The organism is Pseudomonas sp. BMS12, assembly GCF_001592875.1.
Lineage (GTDB): Bacteria > Pseudomonadota > Gammaproteobacteria > Pseudomonadales > Pseudomonadaceae > Aquipseudomonas.
The window spans coordinates 139,143-159,448 of the sequence record NZ_LSOF01000009.1; the positions used below are offsets into that span (position 1 = coordinate 139,143).

The following is a 20,306-nucleotide window of genomic DNA, read 5'->3' on the forward strand; positions in this document are numbered from 1 at the left end:
CCTTGAATCAGTGCGGCGCCTCGGCGGCATGGTTGAGCGAGTACTTCGGGATCTCAACGGTCAGGTCTTCGGTCCCGACGATCGCCTGACAGGCGAGGCGCGACTGCGCCTCCAGCCCCCAGGCACGATCGAGAAAATCTTCCTCCAGATCGTCAGCCTCTTTCAGCGAATCGAAGCCCTCGCGAATGATGCAATGGCACGTGGTACAGGCACAGACACCACCACAGGCGTTTTCCATCTCGATATGGTGCGCATGCGCCAGATCAAGAATGGACGTGCCGGGCTCTGCCTCGACAACCATGCCTTCGGGACAGAACTTCTCATGTGGCAGAAAAATGACCTGCGGCATCAGTTACCCTCGATTTCATTCAGATTACGCCCCGCCAGTGCGGCTTTCACCGTCGAATCCAGGCGGCGCGCCGCAAAAGCATCGGTCACCTGCGACAGCTGTTTTGTCTGCCGCTCGATGGCATGAGCGTCAGTGCCACCCATCAGCTCGATCAGCTCCTGCACCTGCAGCTCTATGACCATGCGCTCTTCGGCGTCGAGCAAACGCTCGCCATCGACCTGCAAGGCAGCCTGTACCGCCTCAACCAGGCGCTGCGCCTCGACCTGCAGCTCACGCAGAGCGCGGGCCGCTTTGTCGTCACCGGCATGACTGAAGGAGTCCTGCAGCATGCGCGCGATTTCACCATCGGTCAGACCGTAGGAGGGTTTGACCTGGATGCTGGCCTCCACACCGGAACCCAACTCGCGCGCAGCAACGCTTAGCAGGCCATCGGCATCGACCTGGAAGGTCACGCGAATCTTCGCCGCCCCGGCAACCATGGGCGGGATACCGCGCAACTCGAAGCGCGCCAGGGAGCGACAGTCCTTGATCAACTCGCGCTCGCCTTGCAGCACGTGCACGGCAAGGGCGGTCTGGCCGTCCTTGTAGGTGGTGAAGTCCTGCGCCCGCGCCACCGGAATGGTGGTGTTGCGCGGGACGATCTTCTCCATCAGCCCACCCATGGTTTCCAGGCCGAGGGACAGCGGAATCACATCGAGCAGCAAGAGCTCCTCGCCATCGCCACGCTGATTGCCGGCCAGGGTATCGGCCTGGATCGCAGCACCGATGGCCACCACCTGATCCGGATCGATATCGGTCAACGGCTCGCGCCCGAACAACTCGCCGACCGCCGCGCGCACCCGCGGCACACGCGTGGAGCCGCCGACCATGACCACCGCCTCGACCTCATCGATCTCGATATCGGCGTCGCGCACCGCACGACGACAGGCCTTGAGGCTGCGCGCAACCATAGGCGCGATCAACTCCTCGAACTGGCTACGAGTCAGGCGAGCGGACCAACCGCCATGAGCCACCTCGACCACCTCGGCAGCCGTCAGCGTCTCTTTGGCCGCACAGGCAGTCTGCAGCAGACTGCGCTGGGTGGCCGGATCGAGATCACTGGACAGGCCAGCCTGCTCGATGATCCAGCTGGCAATGGCATGATCGAAGTCGTCGCCACCCAGGGCGCTGTCGCCACCAGTGGCCAGCACCTCGAATACGCCACGGGTCAGGCGCAGGATGGAAATATCGAAAGTACCGCCACCCAGGTCATAGATGGCGACCACGCCTTCGGCGCCCTTATCCAGGCCGTAGGCCACCGCGGCGGCAGTTGGCTCGTTGAGCAGGCGCAGCACGTTGAGACCGGCAAAGCGGGCAGCATCCTTGGTGGCCTGGCGCTGGGAGTCATCGAAATAGGCCGGAACGGTGATCACCGCACCGACCAACTCGCCACCCAAGGCATCCTCGGCACGCTGGCGTAGCGCACGCAGAATATCCGCCGAAACCTCGACCGGACTTTTGACACCCTGTGCCGTCTCGATGAACGGCATGTGCGACTCGCCTTCGGCAAAGCGGTAAGGCAACTGCTCGCCCAACTGCTTGACGTCCGCCAGGCCTCTCCCCATCAGACGCTTGACCGACAGCACGGTATTCAGCGGATCCTGCGCGGCGGCCAGTTTGGCCGACTGACCGACCTCGACCCGATCGGCGTGATAGCGCACTGCGGAGGGCAGAATCACTTGCCCTTCGGCATCAGCCAGCGGCTCGGAAAGACCGCTGCGCACGGCAGCGACCAGCGAATTGGTGGTACCCAGGTCGATCCCCACCGCCAGGCGGCGCTGGTGGGGTTGCGGGCTCTGTCCGGGCTCGGCGATCTGCAGTAGGGCCATGGTGCTCTGAATGTCAGGCGCGCAGCACGAGCTGCGCCGGGTTAATCGTCGAGGCGCTCTTCCAGGTCGCGCACTTCGTGGGCCAGCTTGTCGAGAAATTGCATGCGACGCACCAGGCGCTCGGCCTCTTCGCGGCGCGAAGCATCATCCCAGCAAGTGGCAAAATCTTGCTCCAGCTCATCCTGAGCCAGCTTCAGACGTTTCTTGAATGTCGCCACACCCGCGAGATCGGCACTGTCCTGCAGGTCTTCCAGCTCCTCGCGCCAGCGCATCTGCTGGAGCAGAAACTCGGGATCCTGCACCGTCACTTCCAGCGGCAATTCGCGACCACGCAAGGCCAGCAGGTAAAGTGCACGGCGCGGCGCACTCTTCAGGGTCTGATAGGCCTCGTTGAGGCTCGCCGAGCGCTCCAGCGCCAGGCGCTGCTCACGCTCGGACGCATCGGCGAAGCGATCCGGATGCACGGCCTTGGCCAGCTCGCGGTAACGCGACGAGAGCTGACTCAGATCCAGGTGGAAATCCGGCTTCAGCTCGAACAGGGCGAAATGACAGGGACTACCCACGCAAAGCCTCAGATATTGAAGCTCTCGCCGCAGCCACACTCGCCGCGCACGTTGGGGTTATTGAACTTGAAGCCTTCATTGAGCCCCTCGCGAGTGAAGTCCAGCTCGGTGCCGTCGAGGTAGACAAGGCTTTTCGGGTCGATGATGACTTTCACGCCATGACTTTCGAACACCTGATCCTCACCCGCCACTTCATCGACGAACTCCAGCACATAAGCCAGGCCGGAGCAGCCCGTGGTGCGCACACCCAGGCGTATACCCTCGCCCTTGCCGCGCCCATCGAGGGAGCGCTGCACATGGCGGGCTGCGGCTTCGGTCATGGTGATGGCCATAGCAATTCCTCGGATATCAGAGCAGACCTTTCTTCTGCTTGTAGTCGCGTACAGCGGCCTTGATGGCATCTTCGGCGAGCACGGAGCAGTGAATCTTCACCGGCGGCAGCGCCAGTTCTTCGGCCAGCTGAGTGTTCTTGATGGTTTCGGCTTCATCCAGGGTCTTGCCCTTCATCCACTCGGTGGCGAGGGAGCTGGAGGCGATGGCCGAACCACAACCGTAGGTCTTGAACTTCGCGTCTTCGATGACACCCTGCTCGTTGACCTTGATCTGCAAACGCATCACGTCACCACAGGCCGGCGCACCGACCATGCCGGTACCGACGTCCGGGTCCTCGGCGTCCATCTTGCCAACGTTGCGCGGATTTTCGTAATGATCGATGACCTTTTCACTGTACGACATGGTGCAATTCCTCTCTCATCAGGTGCCGCTCTACAGGCGACTAAAACTCAGTGTGCCTGCCATTCGACCTTGGACAGGTCGACACCCTCTTTGAACATATCCCACAGCGGCGACAGCTCACGCAGCTTGTTCACCGCACCGGCCACCTTGCTGGCGGCGTAATCGATCTCTTCTTCGGTGGTGAAGCGACCGAAGGTGAAGCGAATCGAGCTGTGTGCCAGTTCGTCATTACGCCCCAGCGCACGCAGCACATAGGAAGGCTCGAGGGAGGCCGAGGTACAGGCGGAGCCGGAGGAAACCGCCAGATCCTTGAGCGCCATGATCAGCGACTCGCCTTCCACGTAGTTGAAGCTCAGGTTCAGGTTGTGCGGCACGCGCTGAGTCATGCTGCCGTTGATATACAGCTCCTCCATGCCCTCGACCTGCTTGTAGAAGCGGTCGCGCAGAGCAAGGATGCGCTGGTTTTCCTGAACCATCTCTTCCTTGGCAATACGGAAGGCCTCGCCCATACCAACGATCTGGTGAGTCGCCAGGGTGCCGGAACGCATACCGCGCTCATGACCGCCACCGTGAATCAGCGCCTCCAGACGTACGCGCGGCTTGCGGCGCACATAGAGCGCGCCAATGCCTTTCGGGCCGTAGGTCTTGTGGGCGGAGAAGGACATCAGGTCGACCTTCATGGTTTCCAGGTCGATTGCCACCTTACCGGTGGACTGTGCCGCATCGACATGGAACAGCACACCGCGCGAGCGGGTCAGCTCACCAATGGCGGCGATGTCGTTGATGGTGCCGATCTCGTTGTTGACGTGCATGATCGACACCAGAATGGTGTCCTCACGCAGCGCCGCCTCGACCATGGCCGGAGTTACGATGCCGTCTTCACCCGGCTCAATGTAGGTGACCTCGAAGCCTTCGCGCTCCAGCTGGCGAGTCGTATCCAGCACCGCTTTGTGCTCGATCTTCGACGTGATGATGTGCTTGCCTTTGCTGCCATAGAAGTGCGCAACACCCTTGATGGCCAGGTTGTCGGACTCGGTAGCACCGGAGGTCCAGACGATCTCGCGCGGGTCGGCATTGACCAGCTCGGCGACCTGGCGGCGAGCATTCTCCACGGACTCTTCAGCCTTCCAGCCAAAGGCATGGGAGCGCGAGGCCGGGTTGCCAAAGTTGCCATCCACCAGCAGGCACTCACTCATCTTTTGCGCAACGCGCGGATCAACCGGAGTGGTGGCGGAATAATCGAGGTAAATCGGCAATCTCATCAGGTATCTCCTATTCAGGCAGGCGCCCTGCTCACTCGATGGCGGACGCTTCTATCTTGTCCAACTGCGGCATCCTGCCGTTGCAGCGACGCTGATCCTGACGCTGGGCAACTTCCTGCACTTCGCGCCGGGTCACCAGATCAGCCAGGCTGATGCCGCTAAGAAACTCGTGAATCTGCTGACTGAGATCGCACCACAGGTGGTGGGTCAGACAGGTATCGCCGGAATGGCAATCGCCCATGCCCTGGCAACGCGTGGCATCGACCGATTCATTGACCGCATCGATGACCTGAGCCACCTGGATCACACGCATATCCCGCGACAATTGATAGCCGCCACCGGGGCCGCGCACACTGCTGACCAGATTGCCGCGCCGCAGCTTGGCGAAAAGCTGCTCCAGATAGGACAGGGAAATACCCTGCCGCTCGGAGATATCCGCCAGCGACACAGGCCCGCTCTGGGCATGCAGCGCCAGATCGAGCATGGCGGTAACGGCGTAGCGGCCTTTAGTGGTCAGACGCATGGTTTCGCACCACGGGTGAACTGAGTTGCGACGATTATCGCCTTTTCCGACTATTTAGGTCAACTATAAGACCAATCAAAATAGTCGGATTTAGCAACGCAACGGGGCGCGAATCATAGCAGACTACGCAATCTCAGGCAGCCGGCTTGTCGCCCTGCTCCTTGCACACGTCAGCGAAGTCTTCGTCACGCAGCACCGGCAGGTCTTTCGCGCAGTAATCGCTGCCCAGCGCCTTGAGCGCCGAGCACATGCCCTCCAGACGACCGTCGACGGCATGCAGGTGATCGAGCAACTGACCAATGGCGCGCGCCACTGGATCAGGCATGTCCTGACTGACACCATAAGCATCGAAGCCGAGCTTCTCGGCCATCGCTTGGCGCTTGGCCTCCTGCTCGTCGTCACTCTTGACAATGATCCGCCCCGGAATCCCGACCACGGTAGCCCCAGCCGGCACCTCCTTGGTCACCACAGCATTGGAGCCGACCTTGGCACCCGCACCGACGGTAAAGGGACCGAGCACCTTGGCACCGGCACCGACCACCACACCATCTTCCAGGGTCGGGTGACGCTTGCCTTTATTCCAACTGGTACCACCCAGAGTCACCCCCTGGTAGAGCGTCACATCGTTGCCGATTTCCGCAGTTTCACCGATGACGATGCCCATGCCGTGATCGATGAAGAAGCGCCGACCGATCTTCGCCCCCGGATGAATCTCGATCCCGGTCAGCCAGCGTCCGAAGTTCGATACCAGGCGCGCCAACCACTTCCAGCCGCCACCCCACAGCGCATGCGCCAGGCGATGCAACCACACGGCATGCAACCCCGGATAGCAGGTCACCACCTCGAAGGCATTGCGCGCCGCCGGATCACGATGGAACACACTCTGGATATCCTCGCGCATACGCTCAAACATCGTCTTCTCTCCGCTTGTGGGGCTCGCCGCGCACCACCTTCTGGGTTTCCGTGAGGATGCCACGCAGAATGTTCATTTCCAGCTTGCTGATGCCCGAGCGCCCATACAAGCGACGCAGCCGCGACATCAGGTGACGCGGCTTGGCCGGATCGAGGAAGCCGATATCCACCAGCGTACTCTCGAGATGGCCATAGAAAAGCTCCAGCTCATCCGTGGTCACCGGCTGGGTATTGAGCATTGCCGTCGTTTCCAGCTTGCTCATCTTGGTTGGCTGCCCTTGCGCCGCCAACCAGGCCATGCGCACCTCATAAGCCAGCACCTGCACTGCGGCCGCCAGGTTCAGCGAGCTGAACTCCGGATTCGAGGGGATATGCACATGAAACTGACAGCGCTGCAGCTCATCATTGGTCAGCCCGGCATATTCGCGCCCGAACACCAGAGCCACCTCACCACCCTGCTCCACATGCTGCAGAGAGGTCGTCGCGCATTCACGCGGATCCAGCAGCGGCCAGGGGATGCGCCGGTCACGCGCGCTGGTACCGAGCGCCACGCTGCAACCGACCAAAGCCTCCTCAAGAGTCGAGACCACAACCGCCGAGTCAAGGATATCGGTAGCGCCTGAGGCGCGCGCCACCGCCTCACCACTGGGGAAGTCCTCAGGATCGACCAGCACCAGACGCGACAGGCCCATGTTCTTCATGGCCCGCGCGGCGCCGCCTATGTTGCCGGGATGACTGGTATTGACCAGAACCACACGAATATTCTGCAGCACGCCTGCTCCGCCGAGGATGCGAAAGGGCCATGAATGTTACAGAAGGCCACAGCCCAATGCCATGCACTACGACGTACCGGCTGCGCAGAAAAAGCTAGTCTGTTAGAATGCTCGGCTTTCTTCTTTAACGACCCAGGTGAACCTTCCATGCAGCCTATGCTGAATATCGCGCTGCGCGCTGCGCGCAGTGCCGGCGAACTGATTATCCGCTCCGTCGAACGCCTGGACGTCATCTCGGTCAACGAGAAGGATGCCCACGACTACGTCAGCGAAGTCGATCGCGCCGCCGAGCAAACCATCATCCAAGCGCTGCAGAAGGCCTACCCGACCCACGGCTTCCTCGGCGAGGAAGGCGGCAGCATTGCCGGCACCGGCGAAGGCGCCGATTACCAGTGGATCATCGACCCACTGGACGGCACCACCAACTTCCTGCGCGGCGTGCCGCACTTCGCCGTCAGCATCGCCTGCAAATACCGTGGCCGCCTGGAGCACGCCGTGGTGCTCGACCCGGTGCGCCAGGAAGAGTTCACCGCCAGCCGTGGCCGCGGCGCAGCCGTCAACGGTCGCCGCATCCGCGTGAGCAATCGCAAGAGCCTGGACGGCGCCCTGCTCGGCACCGGCTTCCCCTTCCGCAACGATCAGGTCGACAACCTGGACAACTACCTGGGCATGTTCCGCAGCCTGGTCGGCCAGACCGCCGGCATCCGCCGCGCCGGCGCCGCCAGCCTGGACCTGGCTTATGTAGCCTCTGGCCGCTACGACGCCTTCTGGGAGTTCGGTCTGTCCGAATGGGACATGGCAGCCGGCGCCCTGCTGATCCAGGAAGCGGGCGGCCTGATCAGCGACTTCAGCGGCGGCCACGACTTCCTTGAGAAGGGCCAGATCGTTGCCGGCAACACCAAGTGCTTCAAGGCCGTCCTCACCGCCATCCAGCCGCACCTGGCGCCGTCGATGAAGCGCTGATAAACGCCCAATAAAAAAACCGCCCACAAGGGCGGTTTTTTTATACCTGGTATTTACTGGGCCTGCTGCACCAGCACCAGCTGCCCCTGCTCATTGACCGGAATCCGGTTGCCCGGATCACGATCCATGCGCACCTGACCAACCTTGCCATCCAACTGATACTTCACGTCGTAGCCGACCACCTTCTCGCTCGCATCCATCACCGTATTGCAGCGGGTTTCAGTAGTGGTATAGGTGTCACGCTCCTGCATGCCTTCCTGCACCTTGTTGCCGGCGTAGCCGCCACCAACCGCACCGGCCACGGTGGCGATCTTCTTGCCATTACCACCACCGACTTGGTTACCCAACAGGCCACCCACCACTGCACCGATGGCAGTACCGGCGATCTGATGCTGGTCCTTGACCGGAGCCTGACGCGTTACCGCGACGTCCTTGCACACCTCACGCGGGGTCTTGATGGTTTCCTTGACTGGCTGCACGGCCAGCACTTCGGCGTAGCTTGGGCCGCTGACCAGGCTGTAAGTGGCGACTGCACCGCCGGCAGTAACACCCACCGCACCCAGCACCGCACCCACGATCATCGACTTGTTCATCTCGCCCTCCTCAGGCTTTTTCGAGCGTCTTTTCCGCCCTCGCTCCAAGCCTTGGAGGCTCCAGCTTGGACCGAGTTCCTCGAAACGCAAGGCAGCGCCGACAAATGGGACAGGTGTCACAGCCCAGAAACGACGAGGCCCGACAGATGCCGGGCCTCTCGCTGACTACATACCCATCAAGGGCGTTCGTCGACCTCTTCCACCACCGGCGGAATCAGGTCATCGCGCGTCAGCTTCAGCCAGATCAGTAGAATGCTGGCGATGTACACCGAGGAGTAGGTACCCGCAGTCACACCGATGAACAGCGCCAGGGAGAAGCCCCACAGGTTCTCGCCGCCGAATACCATCAGCGCAGCAATGGCCAGCAGCGTGGACAGCGAGGTCGCCATGGTGCGCAGCAGGGTCTGAGTGGTCGAGATATTGATGTTCTCGATCAGCTCGGCCTTGCGCAGCACACGGAAGTTCTCGCGGATACGGTCGAACACCACGATGGTGTCGTTCAGCGAGTAACCGATCAGCGCCAGTACCGCTGCCAGCACGGTGAGGTCGAAGGGAATCTCGAAGAAGGAGAACACCCCGAGCGTAACGATCACGTCGTGGATCAGCGAGACGATGGCACCGAAGCCGAATTTCCACTGGAAGCGGAAAGCCACGTAGACAAGGATGCCACCGAGCGCCAGGAGCATGCCCAGGCCGCCCTGGTCACGCAGCTCCTCACCCACAGCCGGGCCAACGAACTCCACACGTTTGACGCTGAACGCCTCGCCACTCACCTTGGCCAGATCGGCCGCCAGCTTGTTACCCAGCTGCGGATCATCACCCTGCAGGCGCACCACCACATCGGTGGTAGCCCCAAAATGCTGAACCACGGCACCGCCATAGCCGACCTCGGCCAGTTGACTGCGCACCTTGGCCAGATCGGCAGGCTGCTCGTAGGACAGCTCGATCAGAGTACCGCCAGTAAAGTCCAGGCCGAAATTGAGCCCCTTGATCGCCAGACTGCCAAGCGAGATCAGGGTCAGCAGCACGGTCAGGGCAAACGCGATATGGCGAATGCCCATGAAGTTGATTACACGTTTCATCGCAGCGCGCCCCTTAGATCCACAGCTTCTTGAAGTCACGACCACCGAAGATCAGGTTGACCATGGCACGGGTCACGAAGATAGCGGTGAACATCGAGGTGATGATGCCGAGCGACATGGTCACGGCAAAACCCTTGACCGGCCCGGTACCCATGGCAAACAGGATGCCACCCACCAGCAGCGTGGTCAGGTTGCCATCGATGATCGCCGAGAAGGCCCGATCAAAGCCTTCATGAATGGCGCGCGGCACCGACATGCCATTGGCGATTTCCTCGCGAATGCGCGAGAAGATCAGCACGTTGGCATCCACCGCCATACCCATGGTCAGCACGATACCGGCGATACCCGGCAGGGTCAGAGTCGCCCCCAGCGCCGACATCAGCGCCAACAGCACCACCATGTTCAGGCCCAGGGCAGCCGTGGCCAGCAGACCGAAGAAGCGGTAGATGGCGATGATGAACAGGGAGACGAAGAGCATGCCCCAGAGCGATGCATCGATACCCTTGGCAATGTTGTCCGCACCCAGGCTCGGGCCAATGGTGCGTTCTTCGGCGAAGTACATCGGCGCCGCCAGGCCACCGGCACGCAGTAGCAGCGCCAGCTCGGAGGATTCACCCTGGCCATTGAGGCCGGTGATGCGGAACTGACTGCCCAGCGGCGACTGAATGGTCGCCAGACTGATGATCTTTTTCTCTTCCTTGAAGGTCTGGACCGGCACTTCCTTCTCGACGCCGTCGACCACCTGCTTGACATAGCGGGTCAGCGGCTTCTGCTCGATGAAGATCACCGCCATGCTGCGCCCAACATTGTTGCGCGTCGCGCGATTCATCAGATCGCCGCCATGGCCGTCGAGACGGATATTCACCTGCGGGCGGCCATTCTCGTCGAAGCTGGCCTGGGCATCGGTGACCTGGTCACCGGTGATGATCAGGCTGCGCTCCAGCTCCACCGGCGGACGACCCGACTCGCGAAACTCGAAGGCTTCGGTGGAAGCGCGCGAGGCATCGACATCGGCCTGCAGACGGAATTCCAGGTTGGCGGTCTTGCCGAGGATACGCTTGGCCTCGGCCGTGTCCTGCACACCCGGCAGCTCGACCACAATGCGGTTGGCGCCCTGACGCTGCACCAGCGGCTCGGCGACGCCCAGTTCGTTGACCCGATTGCGCACGGTAGTCAGGTTCTGCTTGATCGAGTACTCGCGGATCTCGGTCAGCTTGGCCTGGGTCATGGCCAGACGCAGTACCTGCTGCCCGCCACGCTCCTCGCTGGTCAGCTCGAAGTCGTTGAAGTTCTTGCGAATCAGGCTTTGCGCCCGCTCGAGCTGCTCGGTATCAGCAAAGCCCAGCAGGAAGGCATTTTCCTGCTGCGGCAGGCTCCGATAACGCACTCGCTCCTTGCGCAGTAGGCTCTTGACCTCGCTTTCGTAGACCTTGAGACGAGAGCTCAGCGCCTTGTCCATATCCACTTCCAGCAGGAAGTGCACGCCGCCGGACAGGTCCAGGCCCAGCTTCATCGGGCCGGCACCCAGGCTGCGCAGCCAATCGGGCGTGGTCGGCGCCAAGTTGAGAGCGACGACGTAATCGTCGCCGAGCACCTTGCGCGCCAGCTCCTTGGCCGGCAGTTGATCGTCCTGCTTGGCCAGACGCAGCAAGGCACCTTTGCCCTGTTTGGTCAGCTCGGCCGATTTGACCGTCAGGCCAGCAGCGCCCAGCGCCTGGCTGACGCGATCGACGTCACCCTGACTGATTTGCGTCGCAGTGCTGACGCCACTGAACTGGATGGCCGGATCATCCGGATAAAGATTGGGTGCGGAATAAATGAAGCCGACCACCAGCAAGACCAGGATCAGCAGGTACTTCCACAGGGGGAATTTATTGAGCATGACGCCGCCCGTTATGACACGGGGCGCTGAAAGCGCCCCGTAGTGGTGAACAAAAGATCGTTAGATGGCTTTCAGCGTGCCCTTCGGCAGGGTCGCCGCAATGGCCTGCTTCTGGAATTTCAGTTCGACGCTGTCGGAAACCTCAATCACCACGAAATCGTCGGCAACCTTGGTTACCTTGCCGGCGATGCCACCACTGGTCACCACCTCGTCGCCCTTCTGCAGGCCGCCGAGCAGGTTCTTGTGCTCCTTGGCGCGCTTGGCCTGGGGACGCCAGATCATCAGATAGAAGATCACCAGAAAGCCGATCAGGAACACCCACTCGAAGCCACTACCGGCGGGACCAGCGGCAGCAGCCGGAGCAGCGGCGTCGGCATAGGCGGCTGGAATCAGAAAGCTCATGGAAAACTCCTATCAAAGGTCTGGAAAGCGAACTATTTATTATCGGCACCTGCACGCGGCAGGGGCGGGCGAGCTGGACCACCGTTTAATGGGGTGGCGCTAGCCCGATTTCAATACTGATGCAGCTCAGGGCTCCAGCGGCGGCGTTTGCAGGCCGCGCTTGGCATAGAAGGCATCGACGAAGTCGGCCAATGTACCCTGTTGAATTGCCTCGCGCAAACCAGCCATCAGGCGCTGATAATGGCGCAAGTTGTGGATGGTATTGAGCATGCTTCCCAGCATTTCGCCGCATTTATCCAGGTGGTGCAGATAGGCACGGGAGAAGTGTGTGCAGGTATGGCAATCGCAGCTGGGGTCCAGCGGCGAGTCGTCATGCTTGTGTACCGAGTTGCGAATCTTGACCACCCCGGTCTCGGTGAACAGGTGACCGTTGCGAGCGTTACGCGTCGGCATCACGCAGTCGAACATGTCCACACCGCGGCGCACACCCTCTACCAGATCCTCCGGCTTGCCCACACCCATCAGGTAGCGCGGCTTGTCTGCCGGCAGATGCGGCGGCAGGAAATCCAGCACGCGAATCATCTCTTCCTTCGGCTCACCCACGGACAGGCCGCCGATGGCCAGGCCGTCGAAACCGATCTCGCACAGGCCTTCCAGCGAGCGCAGGCGCAGCTCCTCGTGCATGCCGCCCTGAACGATGCCGAACAGCGCCGAGGGATTGCCCTCGTGGGCATTCTTCGATCGCTTGGCCCAGCGCAGCGACAGTTCCATGGAACGCTTGGCCACATCGAAGTCGGCCGGGTACGGGGTGCACTCGTCGAAGATCATCACGATGTCCGAACCCAGGTCACGCTGCACCTGCATGGATTCTTCCGGCCCCATGAACACCTTGGCGCCATCCACCGGCGAGGAGAAATACACCCCCTCCTCCTTGATCTTGCGCATGGCGCCCAGGCTGAACACCTGAAAGCCGCCGGAGTCGGTGAGAATCGGCCCCTGCCACTGCATGAAATCGTGCAGGTCGCCGTGCCGCTTGATCACCTCGGTACCCGGACGCAGCCACAGGTGGAAGGTATTGCCGAGGATGATCTGCGCGCCAATCGCCTCGACGTCGCGCGGCAGCATGCCCTTGACCGTGCCATAGGTACCCACAGGCATGAAGGCCGGAGTTTCGACCACGCCGCGCGGAAAGGTCAGGCGACCACGACGGGCACGACCGTCAGTGGCCAGCAGCTCAAAGGACATATGGCTCATGGGGTTTCCTCGGGGCCGCGCGCAGCGGGATTACGGGTAATGAACATGGCATCGCCATAACTGAAGAAGCGGTACTGCTCGCGCACCGCTTCCGCGTAAGCGGCCATGGTTTCCGGATAGCCGGCGAAGGCCGAGACCAGCATCAGCAGGGTCGACTCCGGCAGGTGGAAGTTGGTAACCAGGGCATCGACCACATGGAACGGCCGCCCCGGATAGATAAAGATGTCGGTGTCGCCGCTGAAGGCCTTCAACTCGCCATCACGCGCCGCACTCTCCAGCGAGCGTACGCTAGTGGTGCCCACCGCGACCACGCGGCCGCCGCGCGCCTTGCACGCCCGCACCGCACCCACCACGCCCTGACTGACCTCCAGCCATTCGCGGTGCATGTGGTGATCCTCGATCCGCTCCACCCGTACAGGCTGGAAAGTACCGGCACCGACATGCAAGGTGACGAACGCGGTATCGATACCCTTGCCGCGAATCGCCTCCAGCAGGCCCTCATCGAAGTGCAGCCCGGCGGTAGGCGCGGCGACAGCACCAGCCTTGTCCCGATCGGAATAGACGGTCTGATAACGCTCGCGGTCGGAGGCCTCGTCGGCGCGATCGATATAGGGCGGCAACGGCATATGCCCGACCCGCTCCAGCAAGGGCAGCACGGGTTCGCTGAAGCGCAGCTCGAACAGGGCGTCGTGGCGCACCAGCATCTCGGCCTCGCCACCACCTTCTATATGGATCAGCGTGCCCGGCTTGGGCGACTTGCTGGCGCGCACATGGGCCAGCACACGCTGCTCGTCGAGCACGCGCTCGATAAGTATCTCCAGCTTGCCGCCGGAGGCCTTCTGGCCGAACAGGCGCGCGGGAATCACCCGGGTATCGTTGAACACCATGAGGTCGCCCGGCTGCAGGTAGTCGAGCAGATCGGGGAATTCACGGTGGGCCAGAGCGCCACTGGTGCCTTCCAGCACCAGCAGACGACTGCCCCGACGCTCGGCCAGTGGGTGGCGGGCGATCAGGGCATCAGGAAGGTCGAAATGAAAATCGGCAACGCGCATGGTCAGGTCAGTCTCGCAGGGGCGCAGAGCTTACCGGAAACAGCCCATTCTAGCCATTCGGCCCGATTGATCGAAGACCGTCCTGGAGCCCTGCTGGCAACCCACACGCCCCACCGAAGAATCCGAAAGAAGGAACCGCCTGCTAGCCAAGTTCTGCTTCACCATTGCTACACCGCTGCTTCACGGAGTTGCTGGGAAGTGACTCTGCGATGAACGAAGGCCAGTGAAGGGAGCAAGGGCAAGGAAGACTATGGCTGGACGGAAGAGGCCCTAGCGCCGGACCATTCGGCCCGATTGACCACCTCTATCCGCCTCCCTATACTGCGCGCCCATCGTGCCTCGGTGGCGGAATCGGTAGACGCGGCGGATTCAAAATCCGTTTTCGAAAGAAGTGAGAGTTCGAGTCTCTCCCGGGGCACCACGATATTCCCTCCAAAATACCCCGCAAAGCCTCTGGAATCAGCCATTCCAAGGGGGTTGGCAAACGCGTTTGAGTTAGCGTAGAGTTGGCCAACTGTGTTTGCATGGGTCGCCTTGAATCGTGACCTGGTGCAGTAGATCCTAGATCCGCTACATCCCGCTCGACTTCTCTTACTCTCTGCAACCAGTTCCAGCCCTTTCTTGTCGAAAGGCTGTCATCAACTCTAGTTTCAAGGAAATAAGACAATGTCGAATCGTCAAACCGGCACCGTCAAGTGGTTCAACGACGAGAAGGGCTTCGGCTTCATCACCCCCGAGAGCGGTCCGGATCTGTTCGTGCACTTCCGCGCTATCGAAGGTTCCGGCTTCCGCAGCCTGAAAGAAGGCCAGAAGGTTACCTTCGAAGCCGTGCAAGGCCAGAAAGGCATGCAAGCTGACAAGGTCCAGGTTCTGGCCTAATCGCTGCTGCTACGAAAGAGCCCCTGATGGCGACATCAGGGGCTTTTTTGTGCCCGCTGTTTTTTGTCCCTGGCAACGACACCCCGTACAATCGCGCGCAGTCTTCTTCTCTCCGAGCTGTCCATGCCCAAGCACATGCTGCGCCCACAAGGCGAATTCCCCGGCGCCGGTCTGATCCGCCGCTGCGCCGCAATGTTCTATGACTTCCTGCTGTGCGTAGCCCTGATGATGGTGATCACCCTGCTCTACAAGGTGGTGCAAATGGGCATCTACGGCCAGGAACAACTGCGCCAGATGTCCGATGCCGGCGCACTGGATGGCGACCCCCTGCTATCTACCCTGCTGGTGATGAGCCTGTTCGGCTTCTTCGCCAAGTTCTGGACCCACAACGGCCAGACCCTGGGCATGCAGGTGTGGGGCCTGCGCATCCAGAACGCAGATGGTTCGGCCGTCAGCCTGTGGCAGGCGCTGCTGCGCTTCGTGGTCTCGATCGGCTCCTGGCTATGCCTGGGCCTGGGCTTCTTCTGGGTGCTCTGGGACAAGAACAAGCGCAGCTGGCACGACATCTACTCGGACAGCCGCGTGGTACAGCTGCCCAAAGGCGTTCATAAACAGGGCCAGGTCTAGCCCGCAGCCAACCCCGGCAGCAGCACGTTGGCCACCAGCCAGGCGCCGGCCAGCGCCCCCGCTAGACACACCAGTGCAGCACCTGCCGCTTGCCAGTAGAAGCCATGAGCCAGTTCGTCCTCACCACGGGTGGACAGAATAAAGGGGTATGACTCCCCCGGCCTGCGCAACTGGTGATGCACCGGTATATCACCGCGCTTCTGCTGGCGACGCTGCGCCTCGACCCGCGCCGACTGACGCATGCGCTCCCACTCGGCCTGGTCGAGCTGGCCGTCACCATTGCTGTCGAAGCGCTGCAGCAGGCCGGCGAAATCACTTTTCCACTCACGCACCACGGCGCCCTGGGCCAGGGTCAGGTCAAAGGCCTCGGCACCGCCCTGGGTACGGAAATCGCCGATGGCATACAGCGGCTGGCCAGCATGTAGGCGCTCCTCGGTGTAACGGTATTCGCTGCCCGCCGAAAGCAGGCGACCGAGCAGGCTGCCATGCCCCGAAAGACCGCGCGGATGACGCTCGCTACCGCGCCAGACCTGGCGGGTGCTGACCCGCACCTCGGCACCTGCCGGGTTGATCAGGCACTCGCCCGTGCCGTCCTTCAGCCTCAGCCAGGCCTCGCTGACACCACGCTCCACCACACGCCAGGAACGACGCTTGCCATCGCTGTCGTATTCTTCGATTTTGAATCGCCACCACAGGCAGGGCGTGCCGCTCAGCGGCGCCTCGACTTCACCGCCATCCAGCGCATGCAGCACGCCGTACAGCTCGACGTAGCCCTGGGCCGCCGAGCGGATCTTCGAGGTCGGCGTATTGAGCAGGAAGCGCGCCTCGGACAGGCGCTTGATGCACCACCAGCCGCCGCCGGCGCAGGCACCAACGCTGAAGGCCATGCTGATGGCCAGCCCCGCCACATCCATCTCAGTTGAACAGCGACTTGAGGTCGACGTCAGCCTTCTCTGCATCGCTGAACTGCAGCAGCTCAGCCTCCTTGAAGGCGAACATGCGCGCCAGAATCACATCCGGAAACTGCTCGATGCGCACGTTGTTCAGGTTGACCGCCTCGTTGTACAGCTCACGGCGATCGGCGATGGCGTTCTCCAGGCCGGAGATGCGCTGCTGCAGATGCTGGAAGCTCTCGTTGGCCTTCAGCTCGGGGTAGTTCTCGGCCAGGGCAAAGAGCTGGCCGAGGCCTGCACGCAAACCGCTCTCGGCCTTGCCCAGGGCTCCCACATCATGCTGCTCGCGCGCACTGGCCACGGCGCCTCGTGCGGCGATTACCCGTTCCAGCGTGGTGCGTTCGTGCTGCATGTACTGCTTGCAGGTCTCGACCAGCTTGGGCAGTTCGTCGTGACGCTGCTTGAGCAGCACGTCGATATTCGACCAGGCCTTGCTCACGCCGTGCTTGAGGCGCACCAGGCCGTTGTAGAGGACCACCGCCCAGGCGGCGAGAAGAAACAACACGACGAGAACAGCTACGGCGGTAAGGCTCATGGGCGACGCTCCTTGTGGACTGCCGGCATTCTAGCGGCAGCACCCTCGACGTCCACAGCTGAAGTTCACGGAACGCGGGCTTTGCATAAAATGCAAATCTTTCGCATTATGACGCGGTTTTTCAGTGCATTTGCACAGTCTTCCCAACACCAAGAACGCAAAGGATCCCGCCATGACTCGCATGCCCCTGGCCACCGCCAGCCTGCTGGCTCTCGCCATCTCCCTCGCCGGCTGCGGCGACGACAAGAAGGAAGCCGCAGCTCCGCAGGCCGCCGCACCGGCAGCGGCCAGCAGCGCTGCCGCACCGGCCAAGGTCGCGGATGCCGAAGCCAAGGCAGTCGTCAGCCACTATGCCGACCTGGCCCTGGCCGTGTTCAGCGATGCCGCCAGCACCGGCAAGCAGCTGCAGGCCGCCATCGACGCCCTGCTGGCCAACCCCAGCGCAGAAACCCTGAACGCCGCCAAGCAAGCCTGGCTGGCCGCACGCGCCCCTTACATGCAGAGCGAGGTGTTCCGTTTCGGCAACGCCGTGGTCGATGACTGGGAAGGCCAGCTCAACGCCTGGCCGCTGGACGAGGGTCTGATCGACTACGTGGCCAAGGACTACCAGCATGCGCTGGGCAACCCGGGCGCCAGCGCCAACATCATCGCCAACACCGAGATCCAGGTCGGCGAAGACAAGGTCGACGTCAGCGAAATCACCGGCGAGAAGCTGGCCGAGCTGAACGAACTGGGCGGCTCCGAAGCCAACGTCGCCACCGGTTACCATGCCATCGAGTTCCTGCTCTGGGGCCAGGACCTGCACGGCACCGAGGCCGGCGCGGGCGAGCGTCCCTACACCGATTACCTGGTTGGCGAAGGCGCCACCGGCGAGCACAACGAGCGCCGCCGCGCCTACCTGAAGGCCGCCACCGACCTACTGGTCACCGACCTCGACAGCATGGTCGAGCAGTGGAAGGCCGGTGTCGCCGACAACTACCGCGCCACCCTGGAAGCCGAGCCGGCCGAGAACGGCCTGCGCAAGATGCTGTTCGGCATGGGCAGCCTGTCCCTCGGCGAACTGGCTGGCGAGCGCATGAAAGTCGCGCTGGAGGCCAACTCCACCGAAGACGAGCACGACTGCTTCAGCGACAACACCCACAACTCGCACTTCTACAACGGTAAAGGCATCCGCAACGTCTACCTGGGCGAGTACAAGAAGGTCGACGGCACCACCCTGACCGGCCCGAGCCTGTCCTCCCTGGTCGCCAAGACCGACGCCCAGACCGACAGCACCCTGAAGGCCGACCTCGCCGACACCGAAGCCAAGCTGCAGGTGCTGGTCGACAGCGCCGAGAAGGACAACGTGCACTTCGACCAACTGATCGCCGCCGACAACACCGCCGGCCAGCAGAAGGTACGTGACGCCATTGCTGCCCTGGTCAAGCAGACCGGCGCCATTGAAAAGGCCTCCGCGGCCCTGGGCATCAGCGACCTGAACCCGGACACCGCCGATCACCAGTTCTGATACCCGCAGAGCTGTCCAGAACGGATGCGCCCACAAGGCGCATCCGTTTTTTTATGAGTGGCGAACGCTTGCTACCCGCGACAATCTGGCCGAGACACAAACGCTAATTGCTCTTATTTGATATCTATTAGCCTGCTAAGATTGCGCGCCTGTTCGATTGCCCTGGTTCGTGCCAATGCCCTCCTCGTTGCGTCTCTGCCTTCTGCCGCTGGTTCTCGCCCTGGCAGCCTGCGAGCGCACACCGCCGCCCGCCGAACCTGGTGAGGCGCTCTCCGCAGGTAGCGCCACGGTGCGCCAGACCGATCACAACGCCTTTTCCCTGCCTTCCGCCAACCTCGCCCCGTCGCGGCGCCTGGACTTCAGCGTGGGCAACAGCTTCTTCCGCAACCCCTGGGTTATCGCCCCCTCCACCACTACCGCACGCGATGGCCTCGGCCCGCTGTTCAACACCAACGCCTGCCAGAACTGCCACATCAAGGACGGCCGCGGCCACCCGCCAGCAGCCGACGCCATCAGCGCCGCCTCGCTGCTGGTGCGCCTGTCGATCCCCGGCGACGACTCGCCGGCCCATGCTGCCCTGCGCCAACGCCTCGGTGTAGTGCCCGAACCGGTATACGGCGGCCAGCTGCAGGACATGAGCAACCCCGGCCATGCCCCCGAGGGCAAGGTGCGCTTCAGCTACGAAGCGGTACCCGTGCGCTTCGCCGACGGCACCCTCGTCGAGTTGCGCAAGCCGCAGCTGCAGATCAGCCAGCTCGGCTATGGCGAGATGCGGCCCGGCACGCAGTTCTCCGCCCGCGTGGCCCCGCCAATGATCGGCCTGGGGCTGCTCGAAGCCATCCCCGAGAGCGCCATCCTGGCCAATGCCGACCCGGATGATCGCGATGGCGATGGCATTCGCGGCATCCCCAACCGAGTCTGGGACGATGCCATGGGCCAGACCGTGCTCGGCCGCTTCGGCTGGAAGGCCGGCCAACCGAGCCTCAACCAGCAGAACGCCCACGCCTTCGCCGGAGACATGGGGCTGACCACCAGCCTGCTGACGCAGGACGATTGCAGTGCCGCCCAGACGGTCTGCCGCGCCACGCCAGACGGCGGCAGCCCCGAGGTCAGCGACAACATCCTTGCCGCCGTACTGTTCTACAGCCGCAACCTGGCGGTACCGGCACGGCGCAATGTGGACGACCTGGAGGTCCGCCGCGGCAAGCAACTGTTCGGCGAGGCCGGCTGTCAGAAGTGCCATGTGGCCCACTTCGTCACCGCCGCCGAGGCCGCCGAGCCGGAGCTGGCCAACCAGAGCATTCGCCCCTATACCGATCTGTTGCTGCATGACATGGGCGAAGGCCTGGCCGACAATCGGCCCGAATTCCAGGCCAGCGGCCGCCAGTGGCGTACCGCGCCGCTGTGGGGTATCGGCCTGACCGAGGCGGTCAACGGCCACACCCAGTTCCTGCATGACGGCCGCGCCCGCAACCTGCTGGAGGCCATTCTCTGGCACGGCGGCGAGGCGCAGAGCGCCAGACAGGCTGTTCTAGATTTCGATGCCAGCGAGCGCGGTGCGCTGCTGGCCTTTCTCAACTCCCTGTAGGAGC

General features: G+C 62.5%; 22 protein-coding genes and 1 tRNA gene. 6 read left to right on the forward strand and 17 right to left on the reverse strand.

The window, feature by feature from the left end; all coding sequences use genetic code 11:
• Window positions 1-7 precede the first annotated feature (7 nt).
• From fdx to trmJ, 9 genes are all read right to left on the reverse strand, one after another.
• Complete coding sequence (fdx, locus tag AYB31_RS09760) at window positions 8-349, reverse strand: ISC system 2Fe-2S type ferredoxin (protein WP_068828120.1); 342 nt, start codon at window positions 347-349, stop codon at window positions 8-10.
• Window positions 349-2,217, reverse strand: coding sequence for a Fe-S protein assembly chaperone HscA (hscA, locus tag AYB31_RS09765; protein ID WP_068828122.1), 1,869 nt, complete (start codon window positions 2,215-2,217; stop codon window positions 349-351). Before hscA ends, fdx begins: the two co-directional genes overlap by 1 nt.
• 41 nt (window positions 2,218-2,258) lie before the next feature.
• A complete protein-coding gene (gene hscB / locus AYB31_RS09770; RefSeq protein WP_068828124.1) occupies window positions 2,259-2,780 on the reverse strand; it encodes a co-chaperone HscB in 522 nt (173 codons plus the stop codon).
• 8 nt (window positions 2,781-2,788) lie between these two features.
• The gene (gene iscA, locus AYB31_RS09775) at window positions 2,789-3,112 is read right to left on the reverse strand and encodes an iron-sulfur cluster assembly protein IscA (RefSeq protein ID WP_068828126.1); all 324 of its coding nucleotides are present in this window, start codon (window positions 3,110-3,112) and stop codon (window positions 2,789-2,791) included.
• A 16-nt stretch (window positions 3,113-3,128) separates the two neighbouring features.
• Entirely contained in the window at window positions 3,129-3,515 is a 387-nt protein-coding gene (gene iscU, locus AYB31_RS09780) for a Fe-S cluster assembly scaffold IscU (RefSeq protein WP_068828129.1), read from the reverse strand.
• Between the two features lie 47 nt (window positions 3,516-3,562).
• A complete protein-coding gene (locus AYB31_RS09785; protein ID WP_068828131.1) occupies window positions 3,563-4,777 on the reverse strand; it encodes an IscS subfamily cysteine desulfurase in 1,215 nt (404 codons plus the stop codon).
• 31 nt (window positions 4,778-4,808) lie between these two features.
• Window positions 4,809-5,300, reverse strand: a complete 492-nt coding sequence (gene iscR / locus AYB31_RS09790; RefSeq protein ID WP_068828133.1) for a Fe-S cluster assembly transcriptional regulator IscR — start codon at window positions 5,298-5,300, stop codon at window positions 4,809-4,811.
• A gap of 133 nt (window positions 5,301-5,433) precedes the next feature.
• Window positions 5,434-6,213 carry a serine O-acetyltransferase gene (cysE, locus tag AYB31_RS09795; RefSeq protein WP_068828136.1) on the reverse strand — a complete coding sequence of 260 codons (780 nt, stop codon included), beginning with the start codon at window positions 6,211-6,213 and terminating at the stop codon, window positions 5,434-5,436.
• Window positions 6,206-6,985, reverse strand: coding sequence for a tRNA (cytosine(32)/uridine(32)-2'-O)-methyltransferase TrmJ (trmJ, locus tag AYB31_RS09800; protein ID WP_068828138.1), 780 nt, complete (start codon window positions 6,983-6,985; stop codon window positions 6,206-6,208). Before trmJ ends, cysE begins: the two co-directional genes overlap by 8 nt.
• 147 nt (window positions 6,986-7,132) lie before the next feature.
• Here trmJ and suhB point away from each other — a divergent pair, with 147 nt between their 5' ends.
• A complete protein-coding gene (gene suhB / locus AYB31_RS09805) occupies window positions 7,133-7,948 on the forward strand; it encodes a type III secretion system regulator SuhB (protein WP_068828140.1) in 816 nt (271 codons plus the stop codon).
• Between the two features lie 53 nt (window positions 7,949-8,001).
• Here suhB and AYB31_RS09810 read toward each other — a convergent pair whose 3' ends face one another.
• The 6 genes from AYB31_RS09810 to queA all read right to left on the reverse strand — a co-directional run bounded on the left by AYB31_RS09810 (window position 8,002) and on the right by queA (window position 14,213).
• The gene (locus AYB31_RS09810) at window positions 8,002-8,541 is read right to left on the reverse strand and encodes a glycine zipper 2TM domain-containing protein (RefSeq protein WP_068828142.1); all 540 of its coding nucleotides are present in this window, start codon (window positions 8,539-8,541) and stop codon (window positions 8,002-8,004) included.
• Window positions 8,542-8,717: 176 nt separating this feature from the next.
• Entirely contained in the window at window positions 8,718-9,623 is a 906-nt protein-coding gene (secF, locus tag AYB31_RS09815) for a protein translocase subunit SecF (RefSeq protein ID WP_068828143.1), read from the reverse strand.
• A gap of 13 nt (window positions 9,624-9,636) precedes the next feature.
• A complete protein-coding gene (secD, locus tag AYB31_RS09820) occupies window positions 9,637-11,505 on the reverse strand; it encodes a protein translocase subunit SecD (RefSeq protein ID WP_068828145.1) in 1,869 nt (622 codons plus the stop codon).
• Between the two features lie 60 nt (window positions 11,506-11,565).
• The gene (gene yajC, locus AYB31_RS09825; protein WP_068828147.1) at window positions 11,566-11,907 is read right to left on the reverse strand and encodes a preprotein translocase subunit YajC; all 342 of its coding nucleotides are present in this window, start codon (window positions 11,905-11,907) and stop codon (window positions 11,566-11,568) included.
• Between the two features lie 126 nt (window positions 11,908-12,033).
• The gene (gene tgt, locus AYB31_RS09830) at window positions 12,034-13,152 is read right to left on the reverse strand and encodes a tRNA guanosine(34) transglycosylase Tgt (RefSeq protein WP_068828315.1); all 1,119 of its coding nucleotides are present in this window, start codon (window positions 13,150-13,152) and stop codon (window positions 12,034-12,036) included.
• 5 nt (window positions 13,153-13,157) lie between these two features.
• The gene (queA, locus tag AYB31_RS09835) at window positions 13,158-14,213 is read right to left on the reverse strand and encodes a tRNA preQ1(34) S-adenosylmethionine ribosyltransferase-isomerase QueA (RefSeq protein ID WP_068828151.1); all 1,056 of its coding nucleotides are present in this window, start codon (window positions 14,211-14,213) and stop codon (window positions 13,158-13,160) included.
• 336 nt (window positions 14,214-14,549) lie between these two features.
• Between queA and AYB31_RS09840 the strand changes: the two genes are divergently transcribed.
• The 3 genes from AYB31_RS09840 (at window position 14,550) to AYB31_RS09850 (ending at window position 15,719) form a co-directional block, all read left to right on the forward strand.
• A tRNA-Leu gene (locus tag AYB31_RS09840) sits at window positions 14,550-14,634 on the forward strand.
• A 245-nt stretch (window positions 14,635-14,879) separates the two neighbouring features.
• On the forward strand, window positions 14,880-15,092 hold the full coding sequence (locus tag AYB31_RS09845) for a cold-shock protein (RefSeq protein ID WP_044406025.1): 213 nt from the start codon (window positions 14,880-14,882) through the stop codon (window positions 15,090-15,092).
• Between the two features lie 123 nt (window positions 15,093-15,215).
• A complete protein-coding gene (locus tag AYB31_RS09850) occupies window positions 15,216-15,719 on the forward strand; it encodes an RDD family protein (protein ID WP_068828153.1) in 504 nt (167 codons plus the stop codon).
• Here AYB31_RS09850 and AYB31_RS09855 read toward each other — a convergent pair.
• The gene (locus tag AYB31_RS09855) at window positions 15,716-16,606 is read right to left on the reverse strand and encodes an E3 ubiquitin ligase family protein (protein ID WP_236715530.1); all 891 of its coding nucleotides are present in this window, start codon (window positions 16,604-16,606) and stop codon (window positions 15,716-15,718) included. The two genes, AYB31_RS09850 and AYB31_RS09855, sit on opposite strands and share 4 nt — an antisense overlap.
• A 28-nt stretch (window positions 16,607-16,634) precedes the next feature.
• Window positions 16,635-17,207: a LemA family protein gene (locus tag AYB31_RS09860; RefSeq protein WP_068828156.1), complete on the reverse strand. Its 573-nt coding sequence runs from the start codon at window positions 17,205-17,207 to the stop codon at window positions 16,635-16,637.
• A gap of 172 nt (window positions 17,208-17,379) precedes the next feature.
• On the opposite strand from AYB31_RS09860, the gene AYB31_RS09865 reads away from it, so the two are divergent.
• Entirely contained in the window at window positions 17,380-18,714 is a 1,335-nt protein-coding gene (locus AYB31_RS09865) for an imelysin family protein (protein WP_068828158.1), read from the forward strand.
• Window positions 18,715-18,889: 175 nt separating this feature from the next.
• A complete protein-coding gene (locus AYB31_RS09870) occupies window positions 18,890-20,302 on the forward strand; it encodes a di-heme oxidoreductase family protein (RefSeq protein WP_068828160.1) in 1,413 nt (470 codons plus the stop codon).
• Window positions 20,303-20,306 lie beyond the last annotated feature (4 nt).